The sequence below is a fragment of the Bacteroidota bacterium genome (assembly GCA_016195025.1).
GTDB lineage: Bacteria > Bacteroidota > Bacteroidia > Palsa-948 > Palsa-948 > Palsa-948.
In genome coordinates, this window is sequence record JACQAL010000051.1 from 1 (window position 1) to 17,245 (window position 17,245).

The 17,245-nt window shown below is 43.8% G+C and carries 12 protein-coding genes; 4 read left to right on the forward strand and 8 right to left on the reverse strand.

Annotated features, from left to right (window positions below; all coding sequences use genetic code 11):
- Positions 1-103: 103 nt before the first annotated feature.
- Together HY063_10145 and HY063_10150 are read left to right on the forward strand one after the other, a co-directional pair.
- Positions 104-1,792, forward strand: coding sequence for a tetratricopeptide repeat protein (locus HY063_10145; protein ID MBI3502145.1), 1,689 nt, complete (start codon positions 104-106; stop codon positions 1,790-1,792).
- 3 nt (positions 1,793-1,795) lie between these two features.
- Entirely contained in the window at positions 1,796-4,501 is a 2,706-nt protein-coding gene (locus HY063_10150) for a carboxypeptidase-like regulatory domain-containing protein (protein MBI3502146.1), read from the forward strand.
- A gap of 386 nt (positions 4,502-4,887) precedes the next feature.
- On the opposite strand, the gene HY063_10155 is transcribed toward HY063_10150, so the two are convergent.
- From HY063_10155 to HY063_10170, 4 genes are all read right to left on the reverse strand, one after another.
- A complete protein-coding gene (locus HY063_10155; protein ID MBI3502147.1) occupies positions 4,888-5,598 on the reverse strand; it encodes a hypothetical protein in 711 nt (236 codons plus the stop codon).
- A 122-nt stretch (positions 5,599-5,720) separates the two neighbouring features.
- Positions 5,721-7,664: a tail fiber domain-containing protein gene (locus HY063_10160; protein ID MBI3502148.1), complete on the reverse strand. Its 1,944-nt coding sequence runs from the start codon at positions 7,662-7,664 to the stop codon at positions 5,721-5,723.
- Positions 7,665-7,694: 30 nt separating this feature from the next.
- Positions 7,695-8,552, reverse strand: a complete 858-nt coding sequence (locus HY063_10165; GenBank protein MBI3502149.1) for a hypothetical protein — start codon at positions 8,550-8,552, stop codon at positions 7,695-7,697.
- 177 nt (positions 8,553-8,729) lie between these two features.
- On the reverse strand, positions 8,730-9,050 hold the full coding sequence (locus tag HY063_10170; GenBank protein MBI3502150.1) for a LytTR family transcriptional regulator DNA-binding domain-containing protein: 321 nt from the start codon (positions 9,048-9,050) through the stop codon (positions 8,730-8,732).
- A gap of 204 nt (positions 9,051-9,254) precedes the next feature.
- On the opposite strand from HY063_10170, the gene HY063_10175 reads away from it, so the two are divergent.
- Entirely contained in the window at positions 9,255-11,660 is a 2,406-nt protein-coding gene (locus tag HY063_10175; GenBank protein ID MBI3502151.1) for a T9SS type A sorting domain-containing protein, read from the forward strand.
- Positions 11,661-13,428: 1,768 nt separating this feature from the next.
- On the opposite strand, the gene HY063_10180 is transcribed toward HY063_10175, so the two are convergent.
- The 3 genes from HY063_10180 to dusB all read right to left on the reverse strand — a co-directional run bounded on the left by HY063_10180 (position 13,429) and on the right by dusB (position 15,924).
- The gene (locus HY063_10180) at positions 13,429-14,046 is read right to left on the reverse strand and encodes a YdeI/OmpD-associated family protein (protein MBI3502152.1); all 618 of its coding nucleotides are present in this window, start codon (positions 14,044-14,046) and stop codon (positions 13,429-13,431) included.
- Between the two features lie 85 nt (positions 14,047-14,131).
- Positions 14,132-14,887, reverse strand: a complete 756-nt coding sequence (locus HY063_10185) for a hypothetical protein (GenBank protein ID MBI3502153.1) — start codon at positions 14,885-14,887, stop codon at positions 14,132-14,134.
- A 38-nt stretch (positions 14,888-14,925) separates the two neighbouring features.
- Positions 14,926-15,924, reverse strand: coding sequence for a tRNA dihydrouridine synthase DusB (gene dusB / locus HY063_10190; protein ID MBI3502154.1), 999 nt, complete (start codon positions 15,922-15,924; stop codon positions 14,926-14,928).
- A 112-nt stretch (positions 15,925-16,036) separates the two neighbouring features.
- Between dusB and HY063_10195 the strand changes: the two genes are divergently transcribed.
- Positions 16,037-16,969 (forward strand): CPBP family intramembrane metalloprotease, encoded by a 933-nt coding sequence (locus tag HY063_10195; protein ID MBI3502155.1) that lies wholly within the window; start codon positions 16,037-16,039, stop codon positions 16,967-16,969.
- A 6-nt stretch (positions 16,970-16,975) separates the two neighbouring features.
- Here the strand turns inward: HY063_10195 and HY063_10200 are convergent.
- On the reverse strand, positions 16,976-17,245 hold a 270-nt coding region (locus HY063_10200; protein ID MBI3502156.1), incomplete at its 5' end, for a T9SS type A sorting domain-containing protein.

Consider the following 17,245-nt stretch of genomic DNA (forward strand, 5'->3'; position numbering starts at 1 on the left):
AAGCATCCGCTATGCCGCGCGCATTCAAAAGTGCATGATGCCCAGCGAGAAGTGGATTGCAAAAGAAATTGCGCGACTGAAAGCGAAAATGCCAAAGTAACAAATGAAAACCAAAATGCAGAAGTACGAATGGCGCGCAACCGCGCCAAACATTCAAACCTTCAAGGTTTTGAAAACCTTGAAGGTTTACAACAGCCCTGTTCGATTGTTCGATTGTTCGGTTGTTCGGTTGTTCTGTATTTGCATTTTCTTTTGCCAACTACCCGCTGCCAACTGCTCCGCACAAAGTGACGGAGTCCGTATTCCATCAGACCAACTTTCTAAAGTGGATTCCCTCCTCTCTCTCCTCAAAAAAGACAAAGAAGATACCACCAAAGTAATTGACCTCAATAATTTATGCCGGGAATATTACTTGACAGGCGACTATGAAAAAGGATTGAACTACGGAAAAGAAGCATTATCTCTGGGTGAAAAACTTCTTCCCCAATCAACCAATAAACCTCCCGATAGCTATCGGGACAACCAATCAACTATCAAGAAAGGCATTGCTCAATCTCACAACATCATCGGAAATATTTATTGGCAGCAAGGCAATTACCCTGAGGCACTGAAAGAGTATTTCACATCTTTGAAAATAAAAGAAGAAATCGGAGATAAAAAAGGCATTGCCGCTTCTCACAACAACATCGGAAATATTTATTGGCAACAAGGCAATTACCCCGAAGCGCTCAAAGAGTATTTCGCTTCGCTGAAAATAAAAGAAGAAATCGGAGACAAGCAAGGCATTGCCGCTTCTCACAACAACATCGGAAATATTTACTATCAGCAAGGCAATTACCCCGATGCGCTCAAAGAGTATTTCGCTTCATTGAAAATATATGAAGAACTCGGAGATAAGAACGGCATCGCTCGTTCTCACATCAACATCGGAAATATTTACTATCAGCAAGGCAACTACCCCGATGCGCTCAAAGAGTATTTCGCTTCCTTGAAAATCAGAGAAGAAATCGGAGATAAGGAAGGCATTGCCACTTCTCACATCAACATCGGAAATATTTATTATCTGCAAGGCAATTACCCCGAAGCGCTCAAAGAGTATTTCGCTTCTTTGAAAATAAAAGAAGAAATCGGAGACAAGTATGGCATTGCCGCTTCTCACATCAACATCGGAGAAATATATATAAAGCAAGGGCATGCAAAAGAAGGAAAAGAAGAACTGCAAAAATCCCTGGAGTTAAGCAAGGCAATAGGCAGTAAGGAGTGGATTAAAGAAAGTTACGCAGGGCTTGCGGAGGCGGATAGCGCTATAGCCAGTCGGCAATCGGCAATCGGCAATTGGCAAGGGGCAAACGAACATTTCAGCAGCGCATACAACAATTACAAACTCTACATTATATATAAGGATAGTATTCTGAACGAGGAGAACACCAAAAAAACCGTTCGGCTGCAAATGAACTACGAGTTTGAAAAGAAAGAAGCCGCCACAAAAGCAGAGCAGGAGAAGAAAGATGCCATTGCAGCAGCCGAAGCGCGCAAACAAAATATAATACTCCTGTTTGTCGTTAGCGGTTTGTTGCTGGTGGTTGTGTTTGCCGCCTTCATCTTCCGTGCTTATACGCAAATCAAAAAGAAGAACATTCTCATCACCGAGCAGAAAAAGAAAATAGAAGAAAAGCAGGAAGAAATACTTGCCAGCATCCGCTATGCCGCGCGCATTCAAAAGTGCATGATGCCGAACGAAAAGTGGATTGACAAAACCATCAGACGATTGAAAGGGCAACTGCCGAAGTAACAAATGAAAGTCCCAAGCACCAAGCCCCAAGTCACAAATCACAAGAAACAGCCAGCATGGGTTGTTCCCTTGAAACTTGGAACTTGGAACTTGCGACTTGGAACTTTGCTCTGCCTTTCCCTTATTTCCCTATTCCCCTATTTCCTTATTCCCTCTTTTGCGCAAACCGCAACTCTCTACGGCAAAATCACCGACAAGCAGGGAAAGCCCATTGCCGATGTAAAAGTTTCGGTGCGTAATACAAAAACCTCCACCGCCACCAGCGAGAAAGGCGATTATGAATTAACCCTTCCATCAGACACGAATCTCACCATAGAATTTTCTCACGTGAGTTTCGGAATCAGGTTGAAGACCGTCCGCCTTGCCGCAGGCGAAAAGAAAAAGGCGGATGTTTCGGTGGAAGCATCCAAGACACTCGACACATTTGTGGTGGAAGATAAATACCAGCGCTCTAATTTCATTCAGACCATTCCCACCAAAGATGTTTTTCTGCAGGCGGGCGCATCGCAGGATTTCAACACCATTATCTTCACTCAACTGGGCGTTCAGCAGAGCAACGAACTCAGTTCAACCTATTCCGTGCGCGGAGGAAATTTTGACGAGAACCTTGTTTACGTGAACGACATTGAAGTGTACCGCCCGTTTCTTGTTCACACCGGGCAGCAGGAGGGCTTGAGTTTTGTAAACTCCGACTTGGTGTCGTCCATTAATTTTTCTTCAGGCGGGTTTGAAGCGCGCTACGGAGACAAGATGTCTTCGGTGCTCGACATCCGCTACACGCATCCGCGTGAATTTGCCGGAAGCGTTTCGGGCGGATTGCTCGGAAGTGCTGTTCATCTCGAAGGCGCTTCGAAAGACAAGCGTTTCACGTATCTGGTTGGTATTCGCGAAAAATCAAATTCCTATCTGCTGAAATCGCTCGACACGAAAGGTGATTACAAGCCGCTCTTCTACGATGTGCAGTCGTTCATCACCTATAATCCAACAGACGAATGGGAGCACGACATTCTTCTGAACGTGGCGCGCAATAAGTTCCGCATGATTCCGCAGTCGCGCAAGTCCTCTTTCGGAACGGTGAACGAAGCGCTGCAACTCAATGTACTTTTCGATGGGCAGGAGATTGACGATTACCAGACGCTCACGGGCGCCTACTCCGCCATTTACCGCCCGCACGGAAAAGACCTCACGCTGAAATTCATTACCTCCACATTCAACACCAGAGAAAATGAAACCTTTGATGTGCTGGGGCAATATTCCCTAAACGAACTAGAAAATGATTTAGGCAGCAGCAACTTCGGGCAATCGGCATTCAACATTGGCACGGGAGGATTTCTGAATCACGCGCGGAATTACCTGAACGCCACCGTTTACAATTTCGAACACAAGGGAAATAAACTATGGAAAGAAAAAAACCGCCAACTCTGGTGGGGAGTGAAATACCAGCATGAAATCATCAACGATAAACTCAGCGAGTGGACGATGATTGACTCGGCAGGATATTCCCTTCCGCATGCCAGCGATTCAACGGGCTATGTAAATCCGAATGTGCAGCCGTATCAGAATCTGGAACTGAATGAAATCGTGCGAGCCGAAAACGAACTTTCTTCCAACCGCTATACCGGATATGTTCAGCACGCGTGGAATTGGGAAGGCAGCCCCCGCCCTAAAGGGAGTAAAGATAGCTTGCAACAAGGAGGTGAGTTTACTTTAACAACCGGAGTGCGGGCTAATTACTGGGATGTAAATCAGCAATTATTAATTTCTCCGCGCGCCACGCTTTCATTCAAACCCAAATGGAAACACGATGTATTGTTCAAAGCATCTTCGGGCTATTATTACCAGCCGCCTTTTTACCGCGAACTCCGCGACTTCAGCGGAACCGTTCACAAAGAGGTGAAAGCGCAGCAGTCCATTCACTATGTGCTGGGAACAGATGTGAACTACAAAGCATGGGGGCGCCCGTTCAAACTCATTTCAGAAATTTATTACAAGCAGTTGGATAATTTAATTCCGTATGAAGTAGACAACGTGCGCCTTCGCTACTATGCCGTCAACAACGCCAAGGGCTATGCAACAGGAATGGACACGAAAGTTGCCGGAGAATTTGTGAAAGGAATTGATTCGTGGATGAGTTTATCCGTTATGAAAACCATGTACGATATTAAAGACGATTCCTATTACATCCGCCTGAACAGCGATGGAGACACCATCATTCCCGGCTACTCGCATAACAGCGTTGCGGTGGACAGCATCCGCAAAGAACCCGGCTACCTGCCGCGCCCCACCGACCAGCGCGTAACCTTCAGCATGTTCTTTCAGGATTATTTGCCCATGCTTCCGCGCTGCAAAATGCACATGAACCTTCTCTTCGGAAGCGGTTTGCCCTTTGGTCCTCCCACGCATGAACTCTGGAAAAATGTTTTCCGCATGCCGCCTTACAGAAGAGTGGATATAGGATTCTCGTATGAAATTCTGAAGGACAGACGACAGACGACAGACGATAACGGCAATGAACCAGGCGTCAGCCATCCGTCATCCGTCATCCGTCATCTCAAATCCATCTGGTTCTCTCTCGAAGTTTACAATCTTCTTGCGGTAAACAACGTGGTGTCTTATCTCTGGGTGCGCGATGTAACCGGCAGGCAATACGCAGTGCCCAATTATCTTTCCTCCCGCCTGCTGAATGCAAGGGTGATGGTGAAGTTTTAACTCACCCCAGTACCAAGAACAGCGTACTCAACTTGCCACTGAATATAATTTTTAAGCATATTTTCAACTTGCCTGCCTTTTTGCACGAAAAAACACCATTGGTAGAACGCTTACAAAGCACGATTGAAGAACAACAGAGAATGGTTGAACTCTTACCATGCACGATTGAAGAACAACAGAGGGCGGTAGAACTCTTACCAAGGGTGGTAGAACTTCAACAGAGGGTGGTAAGGAATCAACTACGGGCAGTTGAACATCAACAGAGGGTGGTAGAACTCTTACCAAGGGTGGTAGAACTTCAACAGAGGGTGGTAAGGAATTAACTACGGATGGTTGAACTCTTACCAGGCACGATTAAACTTCAACAGAGGATATCTGATACCTGATTAAGCCGCAGGAGTGGTTGAAGGCGCGCTTGTGCGGGGCAGAAAACTCATGGGTTCGCTCCATGCGCTTTTTTTATCTCCGTCTTCGGCACGCACGCGCACGTCTATTTCGTTTGCTTTGACGAGCCCGGTGAGCAGCAGCGCTTTGGAACTAACTCCTTCAACGGCATTGGTCCATTTACTGGTGTCGGTATGAGGCGCGGGAGTGGTTTGCGCGGTGTATTTTAATCCTGCTCCCTTGTTGGCGGCTTTGGCAACCACTAATTCTTTTTTCTTTTTCTTTTCGAGCAGTATTTTGGCGGTGCCTGGGGCTTTTTTCACATCGGTTATTTTTGAAATTACGGGCACTGCGGGTATGCCGTGGGCGGTGGCATCTTCGGTGGCATCAAAGCCCGACTCGTCAATAATGGTTTTGTCGCCATCGGCAACATCGTCCACCAGGTGGCGCAGTTTGGTGTTCATTTCTTTATACACTAATTTGCTTTGCGCATCGCGTTTGTCTTTCATGGCATGGTCGCCTTTGGCAAGCGAAATGTAATTGCTTAGTTTCGTGTTGTCGGTGGTGAGGGTGGCAATCAGCGCGCCTGAATTTGGAAAATCATTTGCATTGGTCGTCATTTTCTGAATCACTTTGGCGGCAAGGTTGTTTACTTTCACCGGCTCTTTGTCGGTACAGTGCAGCGCCACTTTGTAAGGATGTTTGGATGCCATGGTTTTGGAAATTAGAAATTATGAATTATGAATTATGAATTGAAAATTAGGATTTAGGATTTTAATTATTTGCTGCGGAGTCCCGATACGCTTCGCTGTCGGGATTTCGGAAGTTTTAATTATTATTTTGACCTCAACATTTTTTTGGTGTCTGTTATTTTTCCATTTACAACCAGCGAATAGGAATACATTCCGTTGGCAAGGTTTTCAGAAGCAATATTCAATTGCCCCATTCCTTTTTCTTCCACTTTATAAGTTTTTAACTGATTGCCGAACTCATCGTAAAAAACAACCTGCGCATTGGCGTTATCGGGCACAAAGTATTTTATGGTGGTGCCATCGCCAAAGGGGTTGGGTGAATTCTGAAAAAGCACAGCCGTGTTTGCCAGTTCGAGTTCATGAATGTTTGTACTATTTCCCTGCTCGGTATTGCTGTTTGAATTATTATTGCCGCTGCCATTGGTGCGCTGCCCTGCGCCTTTTAAGGTGGCAATTACTGTTTCCAAACTATCTTGCTTTTTGCTCAGTTCCTGAACGGCTTTGACGAGGGGGACAACAATTTCACCATAGTTGAGACCGTAAGGGTCATTGGCGCTGCCGGGTGTACTTACAATAGAACACTTGTAACCGCTTTCATTTGTCGCCTTCTCTACTTCCTGCGCAATAAAGCCGGAATGTATGACGCTCATGGATTTTGAATAATCACCCTGAGGTAAATTATTTATAAGATTTCCCAAACTGTCTTTTTGCTGAGGTTTGTTTTGGTTAACAAAAGCATCTAATGCTTTTGTATCCATCTGGTATGTTACGGGGCGGAGTTTTTTGATGAAGTCCAGCCCTTTTACTTCTTCTTTAACATTGAACTTAAAGCGGCCATCGCTTGTAGCAGTCCATGCTTTAGCACGGCATTCTATTACTGCTGAGTTTCCGAAATAAAATTTATCGGATGCAGCGGCAGTTGTACCATATCCAAACGCTGCGCAGTTTGTTAAAGTAGAAACATTCGCATCGGCATAAGCGCCCACAAAAACATTGCTGTCGGCATTGCAGGTAAGACCTGCATTAATACCGATAGCAGTATTGTAATTGCTCGTAGTTACATTTAGTAAAGAGCCATAACCAACCGCAGAATTTCCAGTGCCGCTTGTGATTTTGAATTCAGATTCAAACCCTAAGCCCGCATTTGACCCGCCCGTAGTAATTGGATAGCCGGCTTTGTAACCCAAAAAAGCATTATTACTATTATTAAAAGTTGTAGCATCGCCAAATCCCGCACCATAACCAACACAGGTATTATTACTTCCTGTTTGATTATAGTATCCTGCTGCTAAACCAAGAGCAGTATTCTGCGCTCCCGTAGTATTTCCGTTGCCTGCATTATGCCCTAAAAAAGAATTGCCTGATGCACTGCTATTATTATAGCCCGCCAAATCACCGCAAAAAAGATTTGAGCCGCCTGTTGTAGTTAAATATCCTGCTTTATTACCAAAAAAAGAATTATTGCTATAGTTATTTGGCGTAACATTATAAACGCCATAGCCAGCATAAGTTCCCATGATTGTATTACTGCTGCCTGTACCACTATAATATGACGCTTCAAAACCACATACCGTATTATCACTTCCTGAAGTATTATAACCATTCGCCCATTGACCAACACAAGTATTTTGATCCCCAGTAGTATTTTGCCATCCTGCACTGTACCCATGATAAGAATTATTTAATCCCTGTAAAGAGATTATATTTGCGCCAGCGTCTCCACCAAAATAATCTACATTACTTGAAGAACCGGCATTTACTACAGTTTTGCCCCCTACTTTAAAAACTGTGCTAGTATTTATATCTCCGCTTACATCGAGTTTGTAACTGCCCGCTGCACCAATCCCCACATTGGTGCCGTTGTCTTGGATAATTCCATTTAGAACACAACCATTAGTAGGACCAAATACAAGAACCTTATTTTGAGTGGTTGTAGTAGGTCCCATAATAGTTGTTCCACATTGTGATTTTGCATAGTCAGCACTCATAAGCGCTACTATACTTAGAATAAAAATTTGCTTTTTCATACTTGTTTTGTTTTAGTTGTTGTTTATTTTTTAGAACCAAAAAGAAATGTTAAACGATGATAGTATATTGGAAAATCTGAATCCTTTATATGAAGCTGTCCAGTTGTTTATAGTTGTAGCAGGCGGATTAGGAAATGATTGATTAATATCGGTTACAATCCGTTTGCCTCCTAACTTATAATATAGAAATGAAGATGAAAACTCAGCACCTATTGAAATATGTTTTTGCAAATAAATATTAAAACCTGTAAAAGCACCTATACCTGCTGCATATCCTCCATCAATTATAGTATTTTCTTTTCTTGAAAATATTAAAACACTTGTGGCAGAATCTCTGTCTTCCCCATAAAAGTTCTCTGAATATTTTCCATAATCCATATATATGATAGACATACCGCTATATGCTTCAAAAAAATTCTTTCTGACATAATTCCATTGAATGGCAGGAGCAAATCTGGTAATGCTTTGTTTCACCGTGTCATTGTTTATATAATGCACAGATGTCTCATAAAAATCCTCCTTTATTTGCTGATTAATGTTTGTTCTTCCAAATTCAATGCGTAACAGAAAGTCATTATTGATAAAATATTTTGGAATAATGCTTAGAGAAAGTGATTTACTAATTCTATTGCCACCATTTTGCATATTGCCGTTTTCATCCAACGCAATTACTGCTCCTCCAGGAAATCCCATCTGCCCTTGAATGCTATTAATTGCCACAGAGCAGCCCAACTTGTAGTTATTTCCCTTTTCCTGCGCGGTGGGCAGTTGAGCGTACATATTATATGTAACAGAGGAGAAAAACATTGCAGTAATAATAATTTTTGTTTTCCCCGATATATATCGGGATGTCACGCTTTTTTTATTTTGTTTGTTTGTGTTCCACATTTTATTTGAGGTTTTGGTTATTTACCTCAAATGTACTGTTAAAAAATAATTTGAGGGCAAATATATATTCATGTTTAGTGGTTTGTCAAGCCGTTTTACCCGGTTAAGTGCAGGGGTTTTTATAATAAGTGTAGCGGTTTTGCAAATAAGTGTAACTGTTTTCAGAATAAGTGTAGTTTATTTATGCATAAAATCGTAAAACCTTCTTCTTTTTCTGAAAGAGGCAAGAAGTTTTGTCCGGCAACTGAGCGTAACGGTTCTGGTTTTATAACAGAATAAATCCACATGTTCTTTATTCACCATATCTTTGTGATTGATGCGGTAAAATGTTTTTCCGTGCAGCATTTCTTCGTAATGCTGTAATGTTTCAGAGGAAATGATTCTCTTTTTATTTTCAAAAACAACTATTGTCTTCCTGCCTTTGGCTTCAAAGCGAATAATGGTGCGCTCCACCACCCAGCGTATTGAAGATTTTATTTTAATCGGTATTTTTTTCATTCATAAAGTCAACAGTTGCCCATATAAAAACAAAAAAGTGAAAAAACACAAACCCCTCAATTGAATGCCCCCTCATGCATTCAACAAAGATTTCTGCATCTTTCACTTAGCCGTTAGCAAATGTAAAAAGTTTTTTCATACAGCAAAAAAATAATTCAGCCGCCTGCTGCTTGCTTTCCATTTTTTATTTCTTACCTTCGTTCAATGGTACGGATAACGAATCTTCTGCGAATCTGTCCGATGGAATACGGACTCCGTAACTTTGTTCGGAGCGAATGGAAAAACTATGATTTGAAGTCCTATCGGCTGTTTGCTTTCACTTCTTACTTCTTACTTCTTACTTCTTACATTGCTTCCGCTCAGCACTACAACCGCATAGATAATATTCCCGTAAAAGAAAACGGAAACCCTTTGAAGTTTCCCTGGGCGGGCGGGCTCAACTACGTGCAGGTATCGGCAATAGACATGAACTTTGACGGGAAAAAGGACTTGTTCGTCTTTGACCGCACTTCGCACAAGGTGCATTGCTTCATCAATGGCGGCACGCCCAACCTGGTGGATTATTACGACAGCACTGAAAAATACGCCTGGCGTTTTCCGCACATGGAGGACTGGGCGCTCCTCCGCGATTACGACAAAGACGGCTTGCCTGATATTTTTACCTATGCCATCACCGTGGGCGGAATAAAAGTATGGAAGAACACCTCTTCGGGCGGCAACCTGCAGTTCACGCTGGAAAAAACGTATCTCACTTCCGATTACGGAGCTTCCACCAGCAATCTTTACGTGAGCCGCATTGACCTTCCTTCCATTGAAGATGTGGATGGCGATGGCGATTTGGATGTGGTAACGATTGATTTTTCCCTTACGCAATACGAATACCATGTGAACCAATCGGTGGAAGACGGCTACGGAAAAGACAGTTTGATTTTTAAATTATCTGCCGGCTGCTGGGGGCATTTCAACGAACCCTTCACCGGCTGCGGAGTGAACCTGGGCCAATCCTGCCGCATGAGAATGGATGACAGCGCGCACATTCATCCCTTTGCCCCCCCCCTAACGCGCGAAGAAGAATATGCATGGGCAATTGCACACGATGGGGGCAACTGCGCCCTCTGCATGGATATTGACGGGGATGGGGACAAGGATTTGCTCCTCGGGCAGAAATGCTGCAACATGACCATGCTCACCAACGGAGGAAGCATTACTTCGGCAAACATGGTGGCGAAAGACACGCTTTACCCGGTATATGATATTTCCGTTGCGCTCACCGCCCTGCCCTGCGGATTTTATGTGGATGTGAATAACGACAACGTCCGCGATTTGGTGGTATGCCCTAACATGGCGGGAATCTCCATTGACAAGGATGGAATATGGTACTATAAAAACAACGGCACAGACAGCGCTCCTGTTTTTGCACGGAAGAAAAGAAACTTATTGCAGGAAGACATGATTGACATGGGCTCGGGAGGCAAGCCCGTGTTTTTTGATTTCGACAATGACGGGCTCACCGATATTCTTATTTCCACTTACAACATGAAGATGGACAGCACCTGCAATCCTCCCGATAATTACAACGTGATTTATGCCTATAAAAATATCGGCACGGCTTCGGCTCCCGCTTTCAACCTCGTGAACACCGATTACGCCACCCTATCCACGCAACTTGCCACCAATGCAGTGAATGCGCAACTTGCTTTCGGAGATATTGACGGAGACACAGCGCCCGATATGTTCGTTGGCGATGATGTGGGTTATATTCACTACTTCAAAAATACAGGAGGAGCAGGTCCCGCTAATTTTATTCTCATCACGCAGGATTATCCCGACAGCGCAGGCGTTCCCATCAACGTGGGGCACGCAGCGGCTCCGCAGTTAATAGATGTTGACCGCGATGGCGACTTGGATTTAATTATTGGCGAGCGCAGCGGGAAAATATATTATTACCGGAACATCGGAACAAAGACCTTTCCTTCGTTCAAACTCGTTACAAAAAACTTTGGCGGAATAGATGTGGTGAAACCCTGCTGCACCGGCTATGCAATTCCTTTTATGTATGACAGCGCGGGGAGTTATCATTTGCTGGTGGCAACCGAAGCCAGCCGCAACACGCCTGCGATGGGATGGATTTGGCATTTCGACAGCATTGACGGAAACCTTACTGGAAATTTCCGCCTGCGCGATTCCATGTACCAGAACATTTGGGAAGGCGAGCGCATGACCATAAACGGAAAAGACATTAACAACGATGGCATCATGGATTTAGTGATTGGAAATTTTGCCGGAGGCGCTGCCATTTACACAGGCGATACCACCGCGCTTGGCACGGCAGAAATAAATCCTGAAACATTCGACTTCAGCATTTATCCCAATCCTTCTAATGGAATGTTTAATGTTCAATGTATAATGGCTAATGGAAATACATCAACCATCAACCATCAACCATTAACCATTGAGATTTACAATGTGATGGGAGAAAAGGTATATGCAGAAAAAATCCTTAATCAAAAATCCTTACTCCTTAATCTGAATTTGGGGCAGGGTATTTATTTTTGCAAACTCACCTGTGGAAAAACTTCAAAGACGAAAAAACTTATTGTGATAAAATAAATTTGGAATTATGAAAAAGATTTTATTTTCTAACAGACGAATCCTCGCGCAAGCAGGACTCTTTTTATTTTTCATTCTCACTCCTCAACTAATTTTTTCGCAAGTAAATTTTATCAGCACCAATCAACTTGCAGAACAGGTGATGCTCGGCAATTATAATCCTGCCGCATACATGGCGAGCACGGTGCTCAATCATCCCGATACCATTTCGCGCGGCATTAACAAGCGGGTTTCCTCCGATTCGCTTCATTCATATCTTGATATGCTCAGAACATTTCATAGCCGCAACACGGGCTCTGACACTCTTTCGGCAACAAACGGAATTGGCGCAGCGCGAAGATGGGTGTATTCCAAGTTTCAGCAATTTTCTGCCGCTAATCAGAACCGTCTTATCACTTCTTATTTTCAGTTTGACCAATCCATTTGCGGCAGCGCGCAGCACAGAAATATTATTTCCGTTCTTCCCGGCATGGATACCACCGACAAGCAAATCATTATTGTGGAAGGACATATTGACAGCCGCTGCGCAGTGCTCTGCGATACTGCCTGCCTCGCGCAGGGAATGGAAGACAATGCCAGCGGCACCACGTTGGTGATGGAACTGGCGCGCGTAATGAGCAAATATTCTTTCAATCACACCATAGTTTTTATGGTTACGATTGGCGAAGAGCAGGGGCTTTACGGAGCAAGCGCGTTTGCAACTTACTGTGTTCAGAAAAATATTAAAATCAGAGCGGTTCAGAACAATGATATAACGGGCGGAATCATCTGCGGAAATACTTCTTCTGCTCCAAGTTGTTCTCCTGCCGGAAGCATTGACAGCACGGATGTGCGTATTTTTTCTTACGGAACTTTTAATTCTTTTCACAAGCAGCTTGCGCGGTTTATGAAACTGGAATACAAAGAACAGTTGCTTCCGTTTGTTTCTGTTCCTATGACAATCAATATTATGACGCCCGAAGACAGAACCAACCGCGGAGGCGACCATATTCCTTTCCGTCAGCAGGGATTCACTGCGGTGCGTATCACTTCTGCCAATGAAGACGGAGATGCGAATGTTACGAGTTCATCCTATGTTGACCGTCAGCACACATCAAAAGATATTTTAGGTTTTGATACCAATGGCGATGGCATACTCGACAGTTTGTTTGTTGATTTTCATTATCTCGCCCGCAACACGGTGATAAACGGAAACGCAATCGGCATGGATGCCATTGGTCCTAACACTCCTGATTTCACAGTAACAAATCCGAGCGGAACAAAAGTTCTCATCACTATCACGCAGCAAACACAATATAAAAAGTATCGCATAGGTGTGCGCACACTCACGAATGATTGGGATTCTGTTTACACAATTTTATCTGTTATGGATTCAATTGATGTGAGCGCAACGGGCAATCATATTTTCAGTGTTGCTTCGGTTGACACGAATGGAATTGAAAGTTTGTTCTCTAAGGAAATTCAATTGACAGTCGGAACCGGAATAAACGAATTGCTGAAGCAGGAAAAAATTTCTTTGCTGCAGAACAAACCCAATCCGTTTGACGAAGCCACCACCATTTCTGTTCTGGTGAACGAACAAATTCCATTCAGCGAAGCATTTATTTTAATTCGTGATGTTTCAGGAAAAGAAGTAAAACGTCTTCCGGTTTCTCTTCACAGCGGAATGAACGAAGTTTCATTTGAACACGGCTACGGTTTGTCGTGGCAAAACTGTTCAGACAAAAATGATGGTGTTTGCGAATTAACCTTTTTCTCCCGCGGAAGATTACCGGATGTATTTCCAGTTCCTCACTTTTCCCCCGCTGAGCCATTGCACTGCGGTTTTCAGGCGTTCGTTTCTCGTAACTTCTGTTTTGGCTTCGGCAATCCAGTTCACGTATTCTTTTTTGTTGGAGTATGAAAAGTTTTCGAAGACGCTCAGCGCTTTTTTATTTTTCTTCACTGCATTGGTGAAATAACCGGGGACAATTAATTTTGCTTTGGGCTTCTTTGGCTTTGCGGGAAGTTTCACTCCCTCATCATTTAATTTCTTCGCCTGCTTCACAAAATCAATTACATATTTATCAGGAGGAATATTGCTGATGTTAGTCATGCGCCCGAGATTTCCCATGGAAGCGCCTCCTTTGTTAAATATTTCCCCCAAGTATCCGTGCGGGTCTTTGATGAGTTTGTATTTCCAGAAACCAAACACCGCATGCTGCTTGAAGGCAGCAAAACTGCAGAACGGACCTTTATAATCAAACGAAGGCATTCCCCATTTGATGGTTTCCTGCACTTCGGGATTTCCTTTGTGAATTAACTCACGAAGTTTTTTCAAAATCGGCTGCGCGAAGGGCTGCGCTTTTTCTATGTAAGCGTCAATGCGTTTGTCTTTTTTTTCCATAAGAGTTATTTTTGAAGGAAGTGCGAAAATAGGAATAAATAAAAATGCTTATCGGGAAACCGCTGCAATTGTTGTAATGTAATTTCTAAAACCAAACGCCTGCCGATAAAATCATTTCCGCGCAGGAGAGATTTTGTTTCACAGTTCCCTGATAGATTCTCAAATGCCGGTAGGATGCATATAAAGTTTTTATTCCGTACTCGATATAAAATGTGTTCAGAAAATTAAATTGCAAATCCAGTTCCGCACCGGCATCAAACCCTCCGAATTGAAAATGCGGAACATTGTCTTTTCCCAGGATGGTGTTTTCCACGTGCGGATACATGAACCCGATTCCCGCTTTTGCGATAAAGCGTATGTTCACTTTTGCCGAATCGGAGTTCAGAATTGTAATTCTTCTCACTGCGTTGAACAAAAAAAAGTTTGCACCGTTGTTCAGTTGATAGGTAAAGTTGCTGTCGGTTCGTGCAAAAGAAGAATCAACCTCTCTCCCGTTTAGTTTTCCTTTCATGCGAAGCGTTTGGTCAGGCACCTGGTATTTCGTATGGTCGAAGTTCAGTTCCACTCCCCATAGTGAATTTACCCTGTAGCCGAGGCGGTAATTATATTGCGGAATGGTTAAATCCTTGTTGAAAATTCCGGTGTTCCATCCCGGCTTGTCAATGCCCCGCACTTTCACAAGTGTGTAATCATTCTGCAGTTCCGGCTGGCTGATACGGATATTATTATCGGCATATCCTTCCTTATTATATCCCCACGAAAAATAAAACGGATGCTTCAGGGTTTGTCCTGCGCAGAAAAATGAAACAAGAGAAAATGCCAGGCAGATGAAATGTCGCATACTGCGGCTAAAGATAAAATTATTCTTTGTCTGAAAAATTATTCCGCCAATGAAACTCCTTCCGAATATTTTTCCCTCACTTCATCGAGCGTGGAAAAAATTTCTTCCAGCGAAAAAGAAGTAACAAGTTTCATTCGTGTTTCCTTAAAGTTGGGAAGTCCTTTGAAATAATTTGAATAGTGGCTGCGCATTTCAATGATTCCCTGCTTCTCCCCTTTCCACTCAAGTGATTTTTGCAGATGGGTTAAAGCAGTGATTACTCTTTCTTCCACGGTGGGCTTTTCCCTATGGATTCCGGCAGCAATAAAATGTTTTATCTCACGGAATATCCAGGGATAGCCGATGCTTGCTCTTCCAATCATCACTCCATCCACTCCATGTTTATTCTTCATGTCAATGGCGAACTCCGGTGAAACCACATCTCCGTTTCCGAAGACAGGAATTTTCATACGCGGGTTATTTTTTATTTTACCTATCAATTCCCATTCTGCCGGTCCCTTGTACATCTGCTTGCGTGTGCGCCCGTGAATGGTGATGGCTTGTATGCCGATGTCTTGAAGCCGCTCTGCCACTTCCACCACATTTTTTGTTGTGTCGTCCCAGCCCAGGCGGGTTTTCACCGTAACGGGAAGTGAAGTGCTTTTCACCACTTCTGCCGTGATGCGAACCATTTTATCTATATCCTGCAATAAGCCCGCCCCTGCACCTTTGCAGGCAACTCCTTTCACAGGACATCCGTAATTAATATCAATGAGGTCGGGTTTTTCAGCAGCAATAATTTCAGCGGCTTCTTTCATTGATTCCATGTTGCCGCCATAAAATTGAATTCCAACAGGCCGCTCGTAATCAAAAATGTCCAACTTCTTCACGCTCTTTGCCGCATCGCGTATCAATCCTTCGGAAGAAATAAATTCGGTGTACATTAAATCCGCTCCGTTCATTTTGCATACGTAGCGGAATGGCGGGTCGCTCACGTCTTCCATAGGCGCAAGCAGGAGAGGAAAGTTTCCGAGTTGTATGTTGCCGATTTTAATCATCGAAAAATGTTTCATCCCTATGGGACGAAACGGCACGAAAGTACGAAAAGTAAAATGTTTTCTTTTAATTCGCATTTCGTATTTTTCGTATACATTCGCTTTTCGAAGATTTATGTCTATTCAATCCACCATTCAGAACTTTCATCCCGCAGGAAAATTTCTTCTGCTTATCGGGTTGTTTCTTGTTGCGCTGGTGATTGCAGGCATTATTCAGGTAGTGATTTTAATTCCCTTCGCTGATATAAAATCAATCAACGACCTTGCAAACCTTGAAGACGTTTCCAATCCGAAACTCATAACAGGAATGAAAATAGCGCAGGCGGTGAGCGTGCTCTTCACGTTCATCCTTCCTGCATTTCTCTTCGCGCATTTTACTTCCGAGAAAAAAACCGGTTACCTGCAAATGAATAAAGGTTTCCCCCTGATGATTGGAATCACAGTCATTCTTCTTGTATTTTCTGTGATGCCCGCAATCAATTGGGCGGGAGAACTGAACAGCCACATGAAACTTCCGGAGTTCATGGCGGGCATTGAAGCATGGATGAAAAGCAGCGAGGAGAAACTGAAAAAACTCACCGAAGCGTTTTTGCAGATGGATTCGGCAGTGGATTTAATTGTAAACGTGATTGTGGTTGCGCTGCTTGCCGCTGTGGGCGAAGAACTTTTTTTCCGCGGCTGCATGCAGAATGTTTTCCTGGAGTGGACAAAAAACAAACACGCTGCCGTTTGGGTAACTGCCATTCTCTTCAGCGCACTGCATGCGCAGTTCTATGGCTTTCTTCCGCGCATGCTGCTGGGCGTGGTGCTGGGCTATCTTTATATATGGAGCGGCTCGCTCTGGCTTTCCATGCTGTTTCATTTTCTCAATAACGGAATGGCGGTGGTGTTTGCCTACCTGATTGGAAAAAACATGCTGCAGGAAGAAGCCGAAAACATTGGAGCAGGGCAAACGCCCCTGTATTTTATTTTTGGAAGCGCCATTGTGAGCGTGGGGCTGCTCATGTTTGTGTACCGAAACAGAAACCCCGAGCAACCCCAGCCCTGAAAAGGTTTATTGCTTTACAATTTTCTTTACGGCAGCGCCTTCGCTTGTGTTCAGTTGTCCGCCAGAGGACGGATTCGTCCATTTGGCGAACAGAAAATAAATTCCGCTGGGTTGAGAGGAAATATCAATGGTGAGATTCCTCGCTCCGCTCGGAATGACACTTCGTGTCACTTTTTCTCCCAGCACATTATAGATTTCTATTTTGTATTCATTGCCTGCTGCCAACTGCCCATTGCCGACTTGTATTTGAAACTGCCCGCTCGTGGGATTGGGATA